The organism is Pantoea sp. K16 (genome assembly GCF_048452805.1).
Classification (GTDB): domain Bacteria; phylum Pseudomonadota; class Gammaproteobacteria; order Enterobacterales; family Enterobacteriaceae; genus Pantoea; species Pantoea agglomerans.
Window position 1 is genome coordinate 131036 of sequence record NZ_JBLWNV010000006.1, and the last position, 18917, is coordinate 149952.

The 18917-nt window shown below is 55.4% G+C and carries 20 protein-coding genes; 15 read left to right on the forward strand and 5 right to left on the reverse strand.

The features are described 5' to 3' along the window. Positions 1–141: 141 nt before the first annotated feature. From ACK13D_RS09780 to ACK13D_RS09790, 3 genes are all read left to right on the forward strand, one after another. On the forward strand, positions 142–777 hold the full coding sequence (locus ACK13D_RS09780) for a carbonic anhydrase (protein WP_010254395.1): 636 nt from the start codon (positions 142–144) through the stop codon (positions 775–777). 141 nt (positions 778–918) lie between these two features. Then, positions 919–1578 (forward strand): DUF3313 domain-containing protein, encoded by a 660-nt coding sequence (locus tag ACK13D_RS09785; RefSeq protein WP_187484320.1) that lies wholly within the window; start codon positions 919–921, stop codon positions 1576–1578. 115 nt (positions 1579–1693) lie between these two features. Next, positions 1694–2830 carry a PQQ-dependent sugar dehydrogenase gene (locus tag ACK13D_RS09790; protein WP_010254401.1) on the forward strand — a complete coding sequence of 379 codons (1137 nt, stop codon included), beginning with the start codon at positions 1694–1696 and terminating at the stop codon, positions 2828–2830. Between the two features lie 208 nt (positions 2831–3038). Here the strand turns inward: ACK13D_RS09790 and ACK13D_RS09795 are convergent, their stop codons facing one another. After that, positions 3039–3695: an HAD family hydrolase gene (locus ACK13D_RS09795; protein WP_033785519.1), complete on the reverse strand. Its 657-nt coding sequence runs from the start codon at positions 3693–3695 to the stop codon at positions 3039–3041. A 272-nt stretch (positions 3696–3967) separates the two neighbouring features. Here ACK13D_RS09795 and ACK13D_RS09800 point away from each other — a divergent pair, with 272 nt between their 5' ends. Beyond that, positions 3968–5170 (forward strand): serine hydrolase, encoded by a 1203-nt coding sequence (locus tag ACK13D_RS09800; protein ID WP_010254406.1) that lies wholly within the window; start codon positions 3968–3970, stop codon positions 5168–5170. A 263-nt stretch (positions 5171–5433) separates the two neighbouring features. On the opposite strand, the gene ybjG is transcribed toward ACK13D_RS09800, so the two are convergent. Then, positions 5434–6039 carry an undecaprenyl-diphosphate phosphatase gene (ybjG, locus tag ACK13D_RS09805; protein WP_010254408.1) on the reverse strand — a complete coding sequence of 202 codons (606 nt, stop codon included), beginning with the start codon at positions 6037–6039 and terminating at the stop codon, positions 5434–5436. A gap of 403 nt (positions 6040–6442) precedes the next feature. After that, entirely contained in the window at positions 6443–8131 is a 1689-nt protein-coding gene (locus tag ACK13D_RS09810; protein WP_010254410.1) for an aspartate:alanine antiporter, read from the reverse strand. A gap of 258 nt (positions 8132–8389) precedes the next feature. On the opposite strand from ACK13D_RS09810, the gene ybjM reads away from it, so the two are divergent. Further along, entirely contained in the window at positions 8390–8755 is a 366-nt protein-coding gene (gene ybjM / locus ACK13D_RS09815; RefSeq protein ID WP_010254412.1) for an inner membrane protein YbjM, read from the forward strand. 88 nt (positions 8756–8843) lie between these two features. On the opposite strand, the gene ACK13D_RS09820 is transcribed toward ybjM, so the two are convergent. After that, a complete protein-coding gene (locus tag ACK13D_RS09820) occupies positions 8844–9107 on the reverse strand; it encodes a GrxA family glutaredoxin (protein ID WP_010254413.1) in 264 nt (87 codons plus the stop codon). 255 nt (positions 9108–9362) lie between these two features. On the opposite strand from ACK13D_RS09820, the gene ACK13D_RS09825 reads away from it, so the two are divergent. The 10 genes from ACK13D_RS09825 to rlmC all read left to right on the forward strand — a co-directional run bounded on the left by ACK13D_RS09825 (position 9363) and on the right by rlmC (position 18185). After that, positions 9363–9614 carry a DUF1418 family protein gene (locus ACK13D_RS09825; protein WP_010254414.1) on the forward strand — a complete coding sequence of 84 codons (252 nt, stop codon included), beginning with the start codon at positions 9363–9365 and terminating at the stop codon, positions 9612–9614. Between the two features lie 16 nt (positions 9615–9630). Beyond that, on the forward strand, positions 9631–10353 hold the full coding sequence (nfsA, locus tag ACK13D_RS09830) for an oxygen-insensitive NADPH nitroreductase (protein ID WP_033757105.1): 723 nt from the start codon (positions 9631–9633) through the stop codon (positions 10351–10353). Positions 10354–10373: 20 nt separating this feature from the next. Then, positions 10374–11276: a 30S ribosomal protein S6--L-glutamate ligase gene (gene rimK / locus ACK13D_RS09835; protein WP_111533566.1), complete on the forward strand. Its 903-nt coding sequence runs from the start codon at positions 10374–10376 to the stop codon at positions 11274–11276. Positions 11277–11363: 87 nt separating this feature from the next. After that, positions 11364–11843, forward strand: a complete 480-nt coding sequence (locus ACK13D_RS09840; protein WP_022625960.1) for a YbjN domain-containing protein — start codon at positions 11364–11366, stop codon at positions 11841–11843. 387 nt (positions 11844–12230) lie between these two features. Further along, on the forward strand, positions 12231–13340 hold the full coding sequence (potF, locus tag ACK13D_RS09845) for a spermidine/putrescine ABC transporter substrate-binding protein PotF (RefSeq protein ID WP_064690070.1): 1110 nt from the start codon (positions 12231–12233) through the stop codon (positions 13338–13340). A 122-nt stretch (positions 13341–13462) separates the two neighbouring features. Then, positions 13463–14596, forward strand: a complete 1134-nt coding sequence (gene potG / locus ACK13D_RS09850; RefSeq protein WP_010254420.1) for a putrescine ABC transporter ATP-binding subunit PotG — start codon at positions 13463–13465, stop codon at positions 14594–14596. A 9-nt stretch (positions 14597–14605) separates the two neighbouring features. Continuing rightward, positions 14606–15568: a putrescine ABC transporter permease PotH gene (potH, locus tag ACK13D_RS09855; protein WP_010254421.1), complete on the forward strand. Its 963-nt coding sequence runs from the start codon at positions 14606–14608 to the stop codon at positions 15566–15568. Continuing rightward, positions 15565–16410 carry a putrescine ABC transporter permease PotI gene (gene potI, locus ACK13D_RS09860; protein WP_033771251.1) on the forward strand — a complete coding sequence of 282 codons (846 nt, stop codon included), beginning with the start codon at positions 15565–15567 and terminating at the stop codon, positions 16408–16410. The genes potH and potI overlap by 4 nt, the downstream gene beginning before the upstream one ends. A gap of 75 nt (positions 16411–16485) precedes the next feature. After that, a complete protein-coding gene (locus ACK13D_RS09865) occupies positions 16486–16953 on the forward strand; it encodes a YbjO family protein (protein ID WP_010254423.1) in 468 nt (155 codons plus the stop codon). Positions 16954–16994: 41 nt separating this feature from the next. Then, positions 16995–18185 carry a 23S rRNA (uracil(747)-C(5))-methyltransferase RlmC gene (gene rlmC / locus ACK13D_RS09870; RefSeq protein WP_418796258.1) on the forward strand — a complete coding sequence of 397 codons (1191 nt, stop codon included), beginning with the start codon at positions 16995–16997 and terminating at the stop codon, positions 18183–18185. Here the strand turns inward: rlmC and ACK13D_RS09875 are convergent. Continuing rightward, complete coding sequence (locus ACK13D_RS09875; protein ID WP_115758268.1) at positions 18164–18895, reverse strand: arginine ABC transporter substrate-binding protein; 732 nt, start codon at positions 18893–18895, stop codon at positions 18164–18166. The two genes, rlmC and ACK13D_RS09875, sit on opposite strands and share 22 nt — an antisense overlap. Positions 18896–18917 lie beyond the last annotated feature (22 nt).

Genomic DNA, 18917 nt, shown 5'->3' on the forward strand with positions numbered 1-18917 from the left:
ACGCTGACAGTGGCCGTTGTTTAGAGCATCCGGTAAAAGGCGGGTTGATATTCACTTGTTTTCATTAATAATAAACGGGCAAACCCCACTGAGGGGGCTATGCCCCTCAGGTAATGAAATGGATAATGTGAGAGCTAAATAATGAAAGAGATCATCAACGGATTTCTGAATTTCCAGCAGAATGTGTTTCCTGAAAGGAAGGATCTTTTCAAAAGCCTGGCATCAAATCAAAATCCGAAAGCGCTGTTCATCTCCTGTTCAGATAGCCGTCTGGTGCCTGAACTGGTGACGCAGCAGGAGCCAGGAGAGCTGTTCGTTATCCGCAATGCGGGCAACATCGTTCCCTCATTTGGCCCGGAGCCAGGCGGTGTCTCCGCCACTATCGAATATGCGGTGGTCGCGCTGGGCGTCTCCGACATCATCATCTGTGGTCACTCTAACTGTGGTGCCATGAACGCCATCGCCTCCTGCGCCTGCATGGATACCATGCCTGCGGTTGAGCACTGGCTGCGCTATGCCGATGCGGCAAAAGCGGTGGTTGAGCAGCGTGAGTATGACTCGCCAGAGAAGAAGCTGAACGAGATGGTCAAAGAGAACGTCATCGCCCAGCTGAACAACATGAAAACCCATCCTTCCGTCTCCGTCGCGCTGCGTAACGGTAAGCTGCGTCTGCACGGCTGGGTTTACGATATCGAAAGCGGCACCATTATGGCGCTGACCCAGGGGGGCAAACAGTTCATCACCCTGTCTGAGAATCCTGACACCTGCTTTGAGTAATCTTTTTCGCCCGCTGTGCTCTGCAGCGGGTTTTCCTGCTATTTATTCTGCATAACAGCGTAAAACCGCCTCTGTTATTCTGCATTTCCCCTCTGGCTTATCTATGCTTGCTTAAACCTTCCTGATACAAGCGAGTTGATGATGCGTAAAACTTCCGTTGCTGCTCTTCTGGCGGTCTCTGCCGTGCTGCTCAGTGGTTGTACTTCTCATGTTGCTGATAAGCAGCAATATTCAGGTTTTTTAAGCGATTACAGCCAGTTGCAACCGACGTCGTCAGCCAGTGGTGAACCGACTCTGCGCTGGATATCACCTGACTATCAAAGCAGCCATTATAAAGATGTGCTTTATACATCGCTGATCTACTACCCGGCGGCGCACCCCACGCCACGCGTCACTCAGCAAACGCTGGATCAGGTGCTCAGTTACACCGAGATCCAGCTAAAAGGCGCGATAGCCACCCGCCTGCCGCTGGTGAATCAGGCTACGCCGCATACTCTGAAGGTAAGGGCCGCCATTACCGCCGTGTCAGCAGAAAATCAGGGCGTGCAGTTTTATGAAGTGGTACCGGTTGCCGCGGTCGTTGCCAGCACCATGGCGGCGTCAGGGCATCGTACTCAGAACAGCGAACTGTTTCTGGAAATAGAAGCCACCGATGCGGTGACGGGCAAACCGATGATCCGGGTGGTTCGCAAAGCCTTTGGCAAAACGGTCAGTAACAGCAATACGCCGATCACCTTTGACGAGCTGAAGCCTGGTATCGATACGATGGTGCGTGACACGGTAAGTTTTAACGCGCCCTGACTCTGACGGGCGACAGCAGAGCGCTGTCGCCCTGATTAATCTTTTGTAAATCCTCAACATCATTGCAGAGGGGCTGACTACGCTTAAGGGCATTCTATCCCGTCAGGAGATCGTTATGGCCCGTTTCTCAACTGCCTTGTTGCTAAGTGGCTCCCTGTTCTGTACCGCCCCCCTGTTTGCCGCCGACGTAAAGGTCGAGGTATTACAGGATAAGTTACAACATCCATGGTCCGTCGCCTTCCTGCCCGACAACAAAACGCTGCTGATTACCGAACGTAGCGGACAACTGCGCAGCTGGAGCCCGGAGAGCGGCCTGTCGCAGCCGATCCAGGGCGTGCCAAAGGTCTGGGCAGAACGGCAGAGTGGCCTGCTGGACGTGGTGCTGGCACCCGATTTTGCCACCAGTCGTCGCGTCTGGCTTAGCTATACCGAAGCGAACAGCAGTGGCAAAGCGGGCGCGGTGGTAGGCGTGGGCACGCTGAGCAAGGATAACCGGCAACTCAGCGATTTCCGCGAGGTGATTCGGCAGACGCCGATGCTCTCCAGCGGCAACAACATCGGTACCCGGCTGGCGTTTGATACCCAGGGCTATCTCTGGATCGCCTTCGGCGATAACTTTGCCAGCAGCGCTGCGCAGGATCTCGATAAGCTGCAGGGCAAACTGCTGCGGCTCAACGCCGATGGCAGCGTGCCGGACGATAACCCGTTTGCGAAACAGCGCGGCGCACGGCCAGAGATCTGGGCCTATGGTTTGCGTAATCCGCAGGGGCTGGCGCTTAACCCCTGGACCGGCAAAATATGGGAAAATGAACATGGCCCGCGCGGCGGCGATGAAGTGAATATCATGGAGCGGGGCAAGAATTACGGCTGGCCGCTGGCAACCTACGGCATCGACTATAGCGGTGACAAAGTGCCGGAGTCACAAGGCACACAGGTTGCGGGTACCGAACCGCCGCTTTATCACTGGAAGGATTCTCCGGCCATCAGCGGCATGGCGTTCTACAATAGCGCCCGTTTTCCGCAGTGGAAAAACTCGCTGTTTATCGGCGCTCTGAAAGAGAAAAACCTGATTCGTCTGAGTATCAACGGCGAGAAAGTGGTGGAAGAGCAGCGTCTGCTGGACGATCAGAAGGCGCGCATTCGCGATGTGCGTCAGGGGCCGGATGGCTGGCTCTATGTGCTGACCGATGAGGCCAATGGCAAGCTGCTGAAAGTGGGATTAGCGCAGGACGCTGGTGCGTCCCGCGGCTAAGAGCCTGTCCCCGGGCTATTTTATTGGTCAGTCTGGGCCTGGGCAGTGCTCACACAGGCTGCTTTAGCAACCTGAACGCCCGTCAGGGCGGCCCTGAAGGGGCGAGCGCAGCGAGTATTCCTCACGGACTACGTGTACTACGGATTGTTCCGCGCTGTCCGTGTCCAGGCTGCCAGCAACAGTTACGCCTGATGGACCAGGCTCTGAGTCAGCGCGCCCAGTGATAAACCTGCCAGCCGCGGTTTAACGCTTCCTGGTGTAACTGTTCGTCAGGGTTGATGACATGGGCATGATCGGCCTGTTCCAGTAGCGGCAGGTCGTTCATCGAATCGCTGTAGGCCCAGGTGCGGTCAAAGGCCTCGTCCTGCTGCAGCGCTTTCCAGTCACCCAGTCGCGTGACTTTGCCCTCTTTATAGGTCATGGTGCCGTAAGTGTTGCCGCTGTAGCGCTCGTCCACGATTTCAACGCCAATTGCCAGCGCGCCGCAGGCACCCAGCTTTTCTGCAATCGGCACCACCAGATGCTCGCCGCTGGCGGAGATGATCATGACCTTGTCGCCACGCGCCCGGTGCCACTCAATCCGCTCGCGGGCTGCAGGATAAACGCGTGGCATGATGTCGCGGTGAATGAAGCGGCGCACCCAGCCTTCAACGGTAAGCGTGGCCATGCCCGCCAGAGGGGAGAGTGTTTTATTCATATACTCTTCAATCGACAGCGTACCGGCATAGTACTGGCTCATTAATGCCTGTTCCTGATCAATCAGTTCACTGGGGGCGAATCCCTGTGATACCAGCCAGCGCAGCCACAGGCTGGTGCTGTCTTCACAAATGAGTGTTTCATCCAGATCAAAAAGGGCTAAGTCCATGGTCGGTCTCCTCGGCTGACTGGCGTTCAGGTTAACTGATATTTGTGACGGGCTTAACTCTTCTGCGAAAAATCGGAATTTCACGCAGTTTTGATAGCGACAGAATCGGGGAAAAGCGGCACGCGCGCGGCACTTATGCCAGGGTTACTCTACTAAACTCTAAAAAACTTTACGATTCGACGGTTTTTTTCGCTGCCGTCAAGGGTTAGCGTTTGAGTGAGAATTTTCTGCCCCTGGAATTTCGATTTAACAAGGACAATCCGGCCAAGCCCATGACAAACACTCGCTTCACATCTCGCCTGCGGCACCTTGCTGCCACTTCATTACTGATTCTTGCCCCCGTCAGCGTTTTTGCTGAGCAGGCTCCCGCCGCGCCAGGCATTGATGCTAAAGCGTGGATTCTGATCGACTACGCCAGCGGTAAGGTGTTAACCGAATCCAGTGCCGATCAGCGCCTCGACCCCGCCAGTCTGACTAAAATGATGACCAGCTATGTTGTGGGTCAGGCGATTAAAGCGGGGAAAATCAAGCCGGATGACCTGGTTACCGTCGGACAGGATGCCTGGGCCACCGGCAATCCTAAGCTGCGCGGCTCGTCGCTGATGTTCCTCAAGCCGGGCGATCGTATTCCGGTGCATGAGCTGAATAAGGGAATCGTGATCCAGTCCGGCAATGATGCCTGTATTGCGCTGGCGGATTATGTGGCGGGCAGTCAGGATTCGTTTATCGGCCTGATGAACAACTACGTGAAGGCGCTGGGACTGCAGAATACCCACTTTATGACGGTACACGGTCTGGATGCAGAAGGGCAGTACAGTACCGCGCGTGACATGGCGCTGATTGCTCAGGCGCTGATCCGCGATGTGCCCGAAGAGTACGCGCTGAATAAAGAGAAAGAGTTCACCTTCAATAATATTCGCCAGATCAACCGCAACCGCCTGTTGTGGAGCACCAATCTCAAGGTTGATGGCGTCAAAACCGGCCACACCTCAGGCGCGGGGAATAATCTGGTCGCTTCAGCAACCGAAGGGGATATGCGTCTGATCTCGGTGGTGCTGGGCACCGCCAGCGATGCGATTCGTTTCCGCGAAAGTGAAAAGCTGCTGACATGGGGCTTCCGTTTCTTTGAAACGGTTACGCCGATTAAAGCGGATGCGCCGTTTGCGCAGCAGCGGGTCTGGTTTGGTGATCGCAGCCAGGTCAATCTGGGCGTGGCGAAAGATGCTGCGCTGACCATCCCTAAAGGGCAGATGAAGAATCTGAAGGCGAGTTTCAGACTCACTACGCCGCAGCTGGAAGCCCCGCTGAAGAAGAATCAGGTGGTCGGCACCATTGATTTCCAGCTGGACGGGAAAACGATTGAGCAGCGGCCGCTGGTGGTGATGCAGGATGTGCCGGAAGGCGGGTTCTTCAGCCGGATGATTGATTTCGTGATGATGAAATTCAATGGCTGGTTCGGGAAGTGGTTTTCATAAGTAAGCAGGGACGCTGATATGTTCCTCTCAGACGAGCGCTGTTTCTAAAACAGGATCTAACCGCAACGCATTAGCTCAGCGCGCAGGGAGCTGGGTCAGAAGAGGAAAGCATCCCGCGCCAGGGATGGCGCGGGCCGAGCATGCCATGGATGGCGGTTTTTGCGTCTTTCCGATCTGACCCAGTTCCCTGCGCAGGCTCGATCTCACCGCTGTCAGGTGCAGTTTTTTTCCGACAGCTTCAGGGACGCTAACGCGTCCCTTTCTTAATCCTGCGTCCAGCCTTTGCGAATCGGCACGGCAAATAGCGACCGATAGAGTGGATTGATTACCGCCAGCATCCGCTCGCCATAGAACTGCCACGCCAGATGCGAAGCCAGACAGCTCAGCAGCCCCACCAGGAACCCCCCCAGCATATCCATTGGCCAGTGAACGCCAAGGTAGACCCGCGACCAGGCAATAGCGCAACCGGCCACCATCAGAACCACACCTGACCAGAGGCGATGCCAGAAGATAAAGGCCAGTGCAAAGGTGAATATCGTGGTGCCGTGATCGCTGGGATAGGAGTCATCGGCGGCGTGATGCAGGAACTGATAACCAAAACCGATAGCGAAAGGGCGGGGATGCGGTAACAGCTGGCCCACAGACCAGGAGATCGCCAGCGCATAGATCAGCGCCATACCGGTTTTCAGTACCAGTACCCGCTGCGAAGACACCTGATCGCGCGGTCCCCAGAGCCACATCGCCACGATTAACAGCGGCACGATGGCGATCAGATCTTTGGCAAAAAACGTCGCCAGCTGCAGTAACCAGGCGGGTGAAGCCGGTGTGGCATTAATGGCAGTAAACAGTGAATGGTTCAGCTCTTCCATTTCGGGATAAATTCCTCAGCAGACAGTCCGGTTAACGGCAGCTGGCAGCATCCCGCCAGCCCGGTCCGATAACAGCGGCAAAAAAAACGGTCAGCGACAGCACGCTCACCCAATCAGTCAGCACAAATTGCTAACTAAACAGCGGTCTATCCTGCTTTTTACCGTTTTGTTCGTCTATAGAAAGGCTCTTAATCTGCCGTTGAGTTGTGTAACGGTTTAAGTTTTATGACACATGCAGTTGCGAATCAGGGGGGAATGACGGGCAGGGACGAAAAAAAGGCATAAAAAAACCCGCCGGGAAAAAGACCAGCGGGCTCCACAATTTGGGGATTTCAAAGAAAAGCAGTGGCACTTATTATGACTATCCCTTAACAATAAAGTTCTGGACGCAGGCAAAAAAATTTTATAGGGGCAATATCGGCCAGATAATCACAATCAGCGTTCCCGCCAGCGTCAGCAACACGTTGGCGATGGCATAGGTCCCGGCATAGCCCAGCGCCGGAATATTGCTGCGTGCCGTATCACTGATGATCTCCATGGCCGGTGCGCAGGTACGTGCGCCCATGATGGCGCCAAACAGCAGGGCTCGGTTCATCCGCAACACATAAGCACCAAACAGATAGCAGATGATCACCGGAATCAGGCTGACCAGCAGGCCGCACAGCAGCATCAGCGCACCATCGCTGCTCAGGCCATGATTAATGCCGCTACCGGCACTCAATCCCACTCCCGCCATAAACACCATCAGACCGAACTCTTTCACCATAGTGAGCGCGCCCTGCGGAATATAACCAAAGGTTGGATGGTTGGCGCGCAGGAAGCCGAGCATGATACCGGCGAACAGCAGGCCCGCGGCGTTACCAATACCAAAACTGAAATTGCTGAACTGGAAGGTGATCAGACCAATCATCAGACCCACGATAAAGAAGGCGCAGAAGGCTAAAAGATCGGTCATCTGACTGTGAATCGCGATAAAGCCAATGCGATCCGCCACGCTTTTCACTCGTCGTGCCTCGCCGCTGACCTGCAGCACATCACCTTTGTTCAGCATGATACTGTCGTCGATCGGCATCTCAATCTGACTGCGTATCACCCGGTTCAGGAAGCAGCCGTGATCGGTGAGGTTTAACTTGCTGAGGCGTTTGTTTACCGCATTGTGGTTTTTCACCACGATCTCTTCAGTGACGATGCGCATATCCAGCAGGTCGCGGTCAAAAACCTCTTTGCCGTTGCGGAAGCTGGGGTCGAGCCGGGCGTGAGCATCGGGATAGCCCACCAGCGAGATATCATCGCCGAGCTGTAACACCGCATCGCCATCGGGACTGGCGAGAATACCGTTGCGGCGGATGCGCTCAATGTAGCAACCGGTCTGACGATAGATACCCAGTTCGCGCAGGTTTTTGCCGCCGCTCCATGCCACCAGTTCCGGACCGACGCGATAGGCGCGGATCACCGGCAGGAAAACTTTGCGCTGGCTGTCCGCATCCAGACCGCGTTCCCGGGCGATCTGCTGAGCGCAGGTGGGCAGATCCTGATGTTGCAGACGGGGCAGATAACGTGCGCCGAAAATCAGACTGACCAGGCCTATCAGATAGGTCACGGCATAACCGAGGCTCAGCTGATCCTGCATCAGTCCAAGCTGTTTCGGATCGCTGATGCTTTGCCGCAGGGTATCGCCCGCTCCGACCAGCACCGGCGTTGAGGTCATCGACCCGGCCAGCATGCCGGCGGTGAGACCGATATCCCAGCCAAAGAGTTTGCCCAGTCCCAGCGCCAGCAACAGTGCGCTGACCACCATGACGATGGCGAGCATGAAATAGTTTTTGCCGTCGCGAAAGAAAATGGAAAAAAAGTTGGGACCGGCTTCGACGCCGACACAAAAAATAAACAGCATAAAGCCCAGACTCAATGCATCGGTATTGATCGTAAAGTGCTGCTGGCCTAATAAGAGCGAAACCACTAATACGCCAATCGAATTTCCCAGCTGAACCGAGCCCAGACGCAACTTACCCAGACAGAGGCCGAGCGCTAAAACGACAAACAATAACAAAATGTCATTTCCGCTTAACAATCCTGCGACGTTAATATTCACTGTTTAACTTCTTGTTTACATGTAACCTATTGAAGAGTAGCCTGTTTTTCGCTATCGTGAGCAGGCCGTTGAGGTGCTGTTGCATCAGTACTGCAAATGGAACCTTTACCGCGGCGCTATTCTAATCACAAATATCTTTCACAGCCATTGGCTGTTTTCATTCGTTGCCACAGCGAACTGTTTCTTTTTATTTCCATCTGAACGCATCAGGGTTATCAGCAGGTTATTGTCGGGGTTACTTTTAATCAGTGGGGTGGTATGCCGCAGCGTTCTTATCTCTGGACTACCCGCCTGTGCGGCGTGGTGTTGTATAGTCTGGTGTTTGTCTTTACCTGTCATTTCTGGCAGGTCGGTCCCGGCCCGCTTCGTGGTCAGCCCGAATTACTGCTCTTTATGTTGCCTGGTATTGTGATGGCATTGGTGCAGGTGGAAAGCCCGTTAAAAAGCACCCTGCTGATGGGACTGTGGGGAACGCTACTGGCAGCACTGCTGTTAAACAGCAGCCTGTTTATCCACAGCAACGCACTTTTTGTGGTCGCATGGAGCCTCAGCGCGCTGTTCTGGGCAGGCTGCGGGGCCTTGCTGGTGCGGTTGATGCAGATAGTGATGGCGTCACTCAATTAAACTGTGCCGGGCGGTGGGTGTCAGGCAGAGCGCAAAAAGGCGAGACAGGAAAATCCTGGCTCGCCTTTTTCATTCCGGCTATCAGCGCTTACGCGGCAAATCCCAGATTCTCTTTGGTCCAGGCCGCAAACTCGGTGTAGCCACCGATATGTTTTTCGTCAACGAAAATCTGTGGCACGGTGCTGACCGGTTTACCGGCGCTCGCTTCCAGGTCGGCTTTAGTAATGCCTTCTGCGTTAATATCGACATACTGGTAGCTAAAATCATCACGTTCAGCGGTTAGTTTGTCGGCCAGTTCATGGGCACGCACACAGTAGGGACAGCCCGGACGACCAAAAATAACAGCAATCATTGAGAACTCCTTGCAGCGACTATTATGTGATGTGTATCACACAATGAAACAGAGAATGGCAACCATGATGCCCGCTCGTATCGCTTAAGGAAAGCAGGATTTGCCTGTTAGTCTGATGCCCGCACGCTATCGCTGCCCGGTCAGAAAGCCTCTGAATCAGAGGCTTTTTCGCGCCGGCAGCCCGTGTATCTCGCGCAATTTTTGGGTTGTTGACCATAATTGACGCTCAGTCAGCCGCTAAGGCAGGAGGATATCATGCAGAGTGTAGCCAGATTACCCCGGTTTGTGGTGGTGCTGGAGGCGGCTGGCGGCCTGTTAATCGTGGCCGCGCTGCTGCTGATCAACCACTGGCTTCCGCTGCCAGACAAGGCGGATGTAAAAACGCTGGCCACTGTGCTGTTTATTGCTGGCGTGGTTCTGATGCTACCTGCTGCCTGGCTGTTAATGTGGCGCACCGCGAAAGCGATAGCACCACAGCTGTTTAATCAAACTGACAAAAAAAGATAATATTGCTGGAGACTTTATGACACCGACCATTGATTTACTGTGCAGCCATCGTTCAATCCGCGCCTTTACTGACCAGCCGGTCAGCGAAACACAGCGTGAAGCGATTATTACTGCGGCGCAATCGGCGTCCACATCCAGTTTTTTACAGTGTTCTTCCATTATCCGTATCACCGACAAAGCCCTGCGCGACAAGCTGGTGACGCTGACGGGCGGACAGACCTGGGTCGCGGATGCGCCTGAGTTCTGGATCTTCTGCGCTGACTTTAATCGCCACCTGCAGATTTGCCCTGATGCGCAGCTGGGTCGTGCCGAGCAGTTGCTGCTGGGCTGCGTCGATACCGCGCTGATGGGTCAGAATGCCATGGTCGCAGCGGAATCGCTGGATCTGGGCGGCGTCTTTATCGGCGGAATCCGTAACAGTATCGTGGAAGTAACCGAACTGCTGGGCCTGCCGAAATTTGTTCTGCCGTTGTTTGGTTTTTGCCTGGGCCATCCGGAGTCAAAGCCGGACGTCAAACCGCGTATGCCGCACGCGATGCTGGTGCATGAGAACCGCTATCAGCCGCTGGATCCGGCGGTACTGGCCGAATACGATAGCCGCACAGAACTCTATTATCAGCAGCGCGGCAGCAACCAGCGCAGCGAAACCTGGAGTGAGCTGATCCAGCGCCTGATCATTAAAGAGACGCGTCCGTTTATGCTCGATTATCTGCATCAGCAGGGCTGGGCCACGCGTTAAGCCAGTAAGGGAGAGCAGCGATGAAGATAGCTATCCTGTCACGTGATGAGACGCTCTACTCCAGTCGGCGACTGCGTGAGGAGGCCGCCGCACGCGGCCACCAGGTCCGGATCATCGATCCGCTCTCCTGCTATATGAATATTAATCCCGCCTCACCGGCGGTTCACTACTGTGGTGAACCGCTGGGCCATTTTGATGCGGTTATCCCGCGCATCGGCAACCCTATTACCTTTTATGGCACGGCCGTGCTGCGACAGTTTGAGATGTGCGGCAGCTATCCGCTGAATGAGTCCGCCGCCATTACCCGCACCCGTGACAAATTGCGCTCGCTGCAGCTGCTGGCACGGGAAGGCATCGACATGCCGGTCACCGGCTTTGCCTCCTCACCCGATGACACCGCTGATCTGATCGCCCTTGTCGGCGGTGCGCCGCTGGTGGTCAAGCTGGTGGAAGGTACCCAGGGCATTGGCGTGGTGCTGGCGGAAACGCGGCAGGCGGCAGAAAGCGTTATCGATGCCTTTCGCGGCCTGAATGCCCATATTCTGGTGCAGGAGTTTATTAAAGAAGCGCAGGGTCGTGATGTTCGCTGTCTGGTGATTGGCAATCAGGTGGTGGCAGCGATTGAGCGGGTGGCGAAAGAGGGCGACTTTCGCTCTAATCTGCATCGCGGCGGCAAAGCTTACCCGGTCGTCATTACGCAACAGGAGCGCCAGATCGCCGTGAAAGCGGCGGCTACGCTCGGGCTGGAAGTGGCGGGCGTCGATATTCTGCGCGCCCATCGCGGCCCGCTGGTGATGGAAGTTAACGCCTCGCCCGGTCTTGAAGGCATTGAAACCAGCAGTGACCTTAACATCGCCGCCCTGATGATCGAGCGGATTGAGCAGCAGGCCATCCCCGGGCTCCGTCCTAAAACCGCTGGCTGACACGCGCTTTTCAGCGGTTTTCATGGCATCGTCGCGCATTTTTCCGTAAGCTAAGTCGCCTGTTTATCACCCCACTGGGATTTTACGATGGATTCTCTTGTCGTTCCGGATATCGACCTGCTGCGTCGCTGGCTGGATCAGCAAAATATCACCTGGTTCGAATGCGATGCCTGTCAGGCACTTCATCTGCCGCACATGCAAAACTTCGATGGGGTGTTTGACGCCAAAATCGATCTGGTCGACAACGTCATTCTGTTTTCGGCGCTGGCTGAAGTGAAGCCGACGGCGCTGATTCCACTGGTTGGCGATTTGTCGCAGATCAATGCCAGTTCGCTGACGGTGAAAGCATTTATCGACATTCAGGATGATAATCTGCCGAAACTCATTGTCTGTCAGTCAATGATTACCACCGCCGGGTTAACCTTTGGTCAGTTCTCGCACTTTATGAAACAGAGTGAAGAGCAGATCTCCATGGTGATCCTGGAAGCCTTTGCCAACAATCTGCTGATCGTGGGCGAAGAAGAAGAGCACGTTCCGGTGACCAGCGTTCATTCTGTGCTGCACTAAGCCCGACATGGTCACACACTAAGCCGTCCCTGAGACGGCTTTTTTATGCCCGCCATCCGCTGCCGCGATAATTTTTTATTCTGCATTTTGCCCTTTAACGCCAGATATTAGTCGTGGTTTATGCCATCAAAGCCGAACCTCATAGCTCAAACATGCATAAAATATCGCTTTCAGGCGTTTTTTACGCTGGGGTCTGGTGAAGCCTGACCGGGGGGGCTATGCTTGCGGGGCTGTAACAGGCGCGTAACTGCGCCTCAGCTATAGGTTTTTGCTATTAAACTCCCGCTGAATAATGATTCATTGTGTCACTGACGTCTTGTACAGAACGCAATGCAGGGATCTCTGGTTTGCAGCGTTGTAATGACCCGCTCAGGAGGATGGAAAAATATGTTCAACTCACGTCAGAAATGGCTGTCAGCTGTGGTAGCTGCTGCGCTGATGGCCGCATCGGCCAGCAGCATGGCGGAAGATAAAACGCTGCACGTCTACAACTGGTCCGATTATATTTCGCCAGATACCGTGCCGAACTTTGAAAAGCAGTCCGGCATCAAAGTGGTCTACGATGTGTTTGACTCTAACGAAGTCCTGGAAGGCAAACTGATGGCGGGCAGCACCGGCTATGATGTGGTGGTGCCATCCTCCAGCTTCCTGGCGCGTCAGCTGCAGTCCGGGGTATTCCAGCCGCTGGATAAGAGCAAACTTCCTAACTACAAAAACCTCGATCAGGCGCTGATGGAAAAAGTGGCGCAGCACGATCCGGGTAATAAATATGCCATTCCTTATCTGTGGGGCACCACCGGTATCGGCTACAACGTCGACAAGGTCAAGGCCGCACTGGGCGCTGATGCGCCGGTCAACAGCTGGGATCTGGTGCTGAAGCCGGAAAACCTGGAGAAGCTGAAAAGCTGCGGCGTCTCCTTCCTGGATGCCCCAGAAGAGATTTTCGCCACGGTGCTCAACTACCTGGGCAAAGATCCCAATACCTCTGATGCCAAAGAGTATTCCGGCGCGGCCACTGACCTGCTGCTGAAACTGCGTCCGAATATCCGCTACTTCCATTCATCGCAGTACATCAACGATCTGGCCAACGGTAATATCTGCGTCGCCATTGGTTGGTCGGGCGATATTCTGCAGGCGAAAAACCGTGCTGATGCGGCGAAAAATGGCGTGCATCTGGGCTACAGCGTACCGAAAGAGGGCGCACTGGCCTTCTTCGATATGATGGCGATCCCGAAAGATGCGAAAAACCTCGATGGTGCTTACGCCTGGCTGAACTACATCATGGATCCGAAAGTGATCGCCGATGTCTCCAACAAAATGAACTACGCCAACGGCAACAAAGCGTCGCTGCCGCTGATCAATGCCGACGTCCGCAACAACCCGGGTATCTTCCCGACGCCAGAAGCGATGTCGAAATTGTTTGTGCTGAAAGTCCAGGATCCTAAATTGGATCGTGTGCGTACGCGCGCATGGACTAAAGTAAAAAGTGGTAAGTAATTCGTCCTTAACGGATTGACCTGTCATGTATCAGCAACAGAGGCGCGGTGTCGGCCTCTGTTGTGCCATTTTTAGCGGCAAATTTTGTCGCCATGTTCCGCCTGGCTCCGGAGAGAACCTTTGTGAACGATGCCATTCCCCGTCCTCAAAATAAAACCGCAAAGGCGTTAACGCCACTGCTGGAAATTCGCAATCTGACCAAATCCTTTGACGGGCAACACGCCGTGGATGATGTCAGCCTGACAATTTATAAAGGTGAGATCTTTGCCCTGCTGGGCGCATCGGGCTGTGGTAAATCAACGCTGCTGCGCATGCTGGCCGGTTTTGAGCCGCCAACCAGCGGGCAGATTGTGCTGGATGGCCAGGATCTGTCCCACGTTGCTCCCTATCAGCGCCCGATCAACATGATGTTCCAGTCCTACGCGCTGTTTCCCCACATGACGGTGGAGCAGAATATCGCCTTTGGTCTGAAACAGGATCGGCTGCCGAAAGGGGAGATCACCAGCCGGGTAGCAGAGATGCTGGCGCTGGTGCATATGCAGGAGTTTGCTAAACGCAAACCGCACCAGCTCTCCGGTGGTCAGCGTCAGCGTGTGGCGCTGGCCCGCAGCCTGGCGAAACGGCCGAAACTGCTGCTGCTGGATGAGCCGATGGGGGCACTGGACAAGAAGCTGCGCGACAGGATGCAGCTGGAAGTGGTCGATATTCTGGAGCGTGTTGGCGCCACCTGTGTGATGGTGACGCACGATCAGGAAGAGGCGATGACCATGGCGGGCCGTATCGCGATTATGAATCGCGGCAAGTTCGTACAGATTGGTGAACCGGAGGAGATCTACGAGCATCCTACCAGCCGCTACAGCGCGGAATTTATCGGTTCGGTTAACGTCTTCGAAGGCTTACTGCGTGAACGTCAGGCGGATGGCCTGGTGATCGACAGTCCCGGCCTGATGCATCCGCTGAAAGTCGACTCCGATGTCTCGGTGGTGGATAACGTTCCGGTCCATGTCGCACTGCGCCCGGAAAAAGTGATGTTGTGCGATGAGGTGCCTGCCGATGGCTGTAACTTTGCGGTGGGTGAAGTGGTCCACATCGCCTATCTCGGCGACCTCTCTATCTTCCATGTCCGTCTGCACAGCGGACAGATGATCAGCGCACAGTTGCAAAACGCGCATCGCTACCGCAAAGGGTTGCCGACCTGGGGTGATGAAGTCCGCCTCTGCTGGGAATGCGACAGCTGCGTGGTGTTGACGGTTTAAGGAGCGGCTATGAGCCAGATTTTCCAACGCGCCAAAGCGCCTGCCCGACTGGTCGGCACGCCGCTGCAACGCTGGGCCACGCGGATAAAAATGCAGCATGGCCGCAAGCTGGTGATCGCCTTGCCTTATGTCTGGCTGGTGCTGTTGTTTCTGCTGCCGTTTCTGACGGTGCTGAAGATCAGCTTCGCGGACATTGCGCGTGCGATTCCCCCCTACACCGAGCTGGTGAGCTGGGCTGATGACCAGTTCAGCATTGTGCTCAATTTCGGCAACTACCTGACGCTGACCGACGATCCGCTCTACGTCGATGCCTATCTGCAGTCGCTGAAAGTGGCGGCGATCTCCACGGTGATCTGTCTGCTGATTGGCTACCCGCTCGCCTGGGCCGTGGCGCACAGCAAGCCATCCATGCGCACCATTCTGCTGCTGCTGGTGATCCTGCCGTCGTGGACCTCATTTCTGGTGCGCGTCTACGCCTGGATGGGGCTGCTTAACAACAACGGTATCCTGAACCGGTTCCTGCTGTGGCTGGGGGTAATCGATCATCCGCTGGTGATCCTCTACACCAATACAGCGGTCTATATCGGTATCGTCTACTGCTATCTGCCGTTTATGGTGCTGCCAATCTACACCGCGCTGACCCGCATTGATTACTCGCTGGTGGAAGCCTCACTGGATCTGGGTGCGCGTCCGCTGAAGACCTTTTTCAGCGTGATTGTCCCGCTGACAAAAGGGGGCATTATCGCCGGATCGATGCTGGTGTTTATCCCGGCGGTGGGGGAGTACGTGATCCCTGAACTGCTGGGTGGCCCGGACAGCATCATGATTGGCCGTATCCTGTGGCAGGAGTTCTTTAACAACCGCGACTGGCCGGTGGCCTCCGCGCTGGCGGTTATCATTCTGTTGATCCTGATTCTGCCGATCATCTGGTTCCATAAGCATCAAAACCGTGAAATGGGAGAGAAGGCATGAATAATTTGCCAACCATTCGCTCACCCTGGCGTACCGGTATTCTGGTCTGCTGCTTCCTGTTCCTCTATGCGCCGATGCTGTTGCTGGTGGTTTACTCCTTCAACAGCTCACCGCTGGTGACGGTGTGGGAGCGCTTCTCGTTCCACTGGTACAGGGTGCTCTTCCAGGACAGCGCGATGATTGACGCCGTTCTGCTGAGTCTGAGCATTGCCGGTCTCTCCGCCACCATGGCGGTGGTACTGGGCACGCTGGCGGCGGTGATTATCGTGCGCTTTGGTCGCTTCCGCGGCCACAACGGTTTTGCCTTTATGCTGACCGCGCCGCTGGTGATGCCCGACGTCATCACCGGTCTGTCGCTGCTGCTGCTGTTTGTGGCAATGGGTAACGCCTTTGGCTGGCCGAGTGAACGCGGCATGCTGACCATCTGGCTGGCCCACGTCACCTTCTGTACCGCCTATGTGGCCGTGGTGATTAACTCGCGTCTGCGTGAGCTGGACCGCTCCATCGAAGAGGCGGCGATGGATTTAGGCGCAACGCCGCTGAAGGTCTTTTTCGTGATTACCGTGCCCATGATTGCACCGGCTATTGTGACCGGCTGGCTGCTGGCGTTTACCCTGTCACTCGACGATCTGGTGATCGCCAGCTTTGTGACCGGGCCGGGTGCCACCACATTGCCGATGGCGATCTTCGCCACCGTGCGACGCGGCGTTAACCCGGAAATCAATGCGCTGGCTTCATTGATCCTGTTTGTGGTTGGTTTAGTGGGTTTTATCGCCTGGCGGGTGATGGCACACGAAGAAAAACAACGTTTAAGCGATATTCAGAAAGCTAAACGTGGCTGAAATCCGTAACCTTTGCCACTATATGAACGGGCCGGTCTGACCGGCCCGTTTTTCGATCAGGTGGAGTCACGGACTATGTCAGAAATCTTCAAAAGCAGTGCCACGCTTTCAATCGCGCCGGTTCCGGTGACGGTTGCGGGCATTGCTATTATTGCGACCCGCTGCCTGAGCGTCCTGATGCTGGCAAACGAGCTGGGTTACAGTGAACTCGCCAATTTTGTTCACCGCAGCGCCCAGTCCTGGGACGCGACACTCATCTTTGTCGCCAGCCAGCTGATCTTCCTGTTCGAACTGCGCTGCGCCTTTACCCTGATGCGCGGCAGTAACCGTGGACGCTGGGGCTATGTGGCGACTCAGGTGATTGTGCTCAGCTATATGCTGGTCGCCTCGCTGGGCTGGATCTACCCCGAGATTTTCAGCATTGATGGCGACAACAACGTCCAGATTATCCACCATACCCTGTCGCAGAAAATCCCCGATCTGCTGGTGCTCCTGCTGCTGTTTCTGCCTGCCAGCAGCCGCGCTTTTTTCAGGAAGCGATGATACAATCGCGCTCCGCCCGACCCGATCGTTAAGGCTTTACCATGCACTGCGCGCTTTATGACGCTAACCGTTGCCGCTCCTGTCAGTGGCTGGAAAAACCCTATCCCACTCAGCTGAACGACAAACAGTCGATGCTGGAACAGTTACTGGCTGAGCAGCCGGTCGCTGCCTGGTTGCCGCCGGTCACCTCACCGCAGCAGGCATTTCGTAATAAAGCCAAAATGGTGGTGAGTGGCAGCGTAGAGCGTCCGGTGCTGGGATTAATCCATCGTGATGGTGAAGCTGTGGATCTGTGCGATTGTCCGCTCTATCCCGCCAGCTTCCAGCCGGTTTTTGCTGCACTTAAGCCCTTTATCGCCCGTGCCGGACTGACGCCCTATAACGTGGCGCGCAAACGCGGCGAACTCAAATTCCTGCTGATAACCGAAAGCCAGCAGGGTGGCGTGATGCTGCGCTTTGTCCTGCGTTCAACCGCGAAACTGGAACAGCTGCGCGCCGCATTGCCGTGGCTGCAACAGCAACTGCCGCAGCTGGCGGTGATCTCTGCCAATATTCAGCCGGTGCATATGGCGATTCTGGAGGGGGAAGAAGAGATTGCGCTGACGCCCGCGCAGTCGCTGGCAGAGAACTTCAACGGCGTGCCGCTGTGGATCCGCCCGCAAAGCTTCTTCCAGACCAACCCGCAGGTTGCCAGCGCACTCTATGCCACCGCGCGCGACTGGGTCAGGGCGCTGCCGGTCAACAGCATGTGGGATCTCTTCTGCGGCGTGGGCGGTTTTGGTCTGCACTGCGCGACAGCGGAGATGGAACTGACGGGCATTGAGATCAGCGCCGAGGCGATTAAATGCGCCCAGCGTTCCGCTGAGATGCTGGGGCTGGAAAAAGTGCAGTTTGCGGCGCTGGATTCTACGGCGTTTACGACCGGACGCGACGCGGTGCCGCAGCTGGTGCTGGTTAATCCACCGCGTCGTGGAATTGGTGAGGCGCTGTGTGACTATCTCAGCCAGATGGCTCCGGATTATCTGCTCTATTCAAGCTGCAATCCGCAGACCATGGCGCAGGATATTGCCCGACTGAGCGCCTATGAGGTGACGAAGGTGCAACTGTTCGATATGTTTCCCCACACCGCCCATTTTGAAGTGCTGACGCTGTTAACCCGCCGTCAGCACGAGTCCGGGAAAGCATCGGCAGAGGCTGCCTCAGCCGGTAATTACTCCGGGAACCACTTCTGATTAAGCTGCTGCCAGCTGCCGTTGGCTTTCAGTTCGTTCAGCGCCTGATTGAACTGATCGCGAAGCGCCGTATTGCCTTTACGCACGGCAATGCCGAGACCGGTGCCAAAGTAGTCCGCATCCGTAACATGTTCACCGACAGTGGCGAGATCCGCATTGGTCTTCAGCCACTGATTCACCACTGCGCTGTCGCCAAACACGCCATCCAGCCGGCCACTCTTCATATCCAGAATCGCATTCTGATAGCTGTCATAGGCCACCACTTTCACTTCCGGATGCTTATCCTGCAGGTACTTCTGGTGAGTGGTGCCGTTTTCCACGCCGATGCGTTTGCCCTTAAGCTCAGCAAAGTTGCTGAACTGGCCTTTACGGGCGATCACGATGGCGGAGTTAGCGTAATAAGGCTGGGTAAAATCGACCTGCTTGCTGCGCTCAGTGGTGATATCCATGCCGGAAATCACCGCGTCATAGCGGCGGAACTTCAGTGACGGGATCAGGCTGTCGAAAGCATTGTTGGTAAAGGTACACTCCGCTTTCATCTGCTGGCACAGCGCTTTGGCCAGATCGATATCGAATCCCACCAGGTTATTTTCCCGATCCAGGGATTCAAACGGCGGATAAGTCGCTGAAGCGGCGAAGCGAATCTTTTCCGCTGCCTGGGCGGTAAGTGCCAGCGAAGCCAGCGCAGCGGCAACAATCCATTTTTTCATTTTATGATTCCTGTGATGTGGT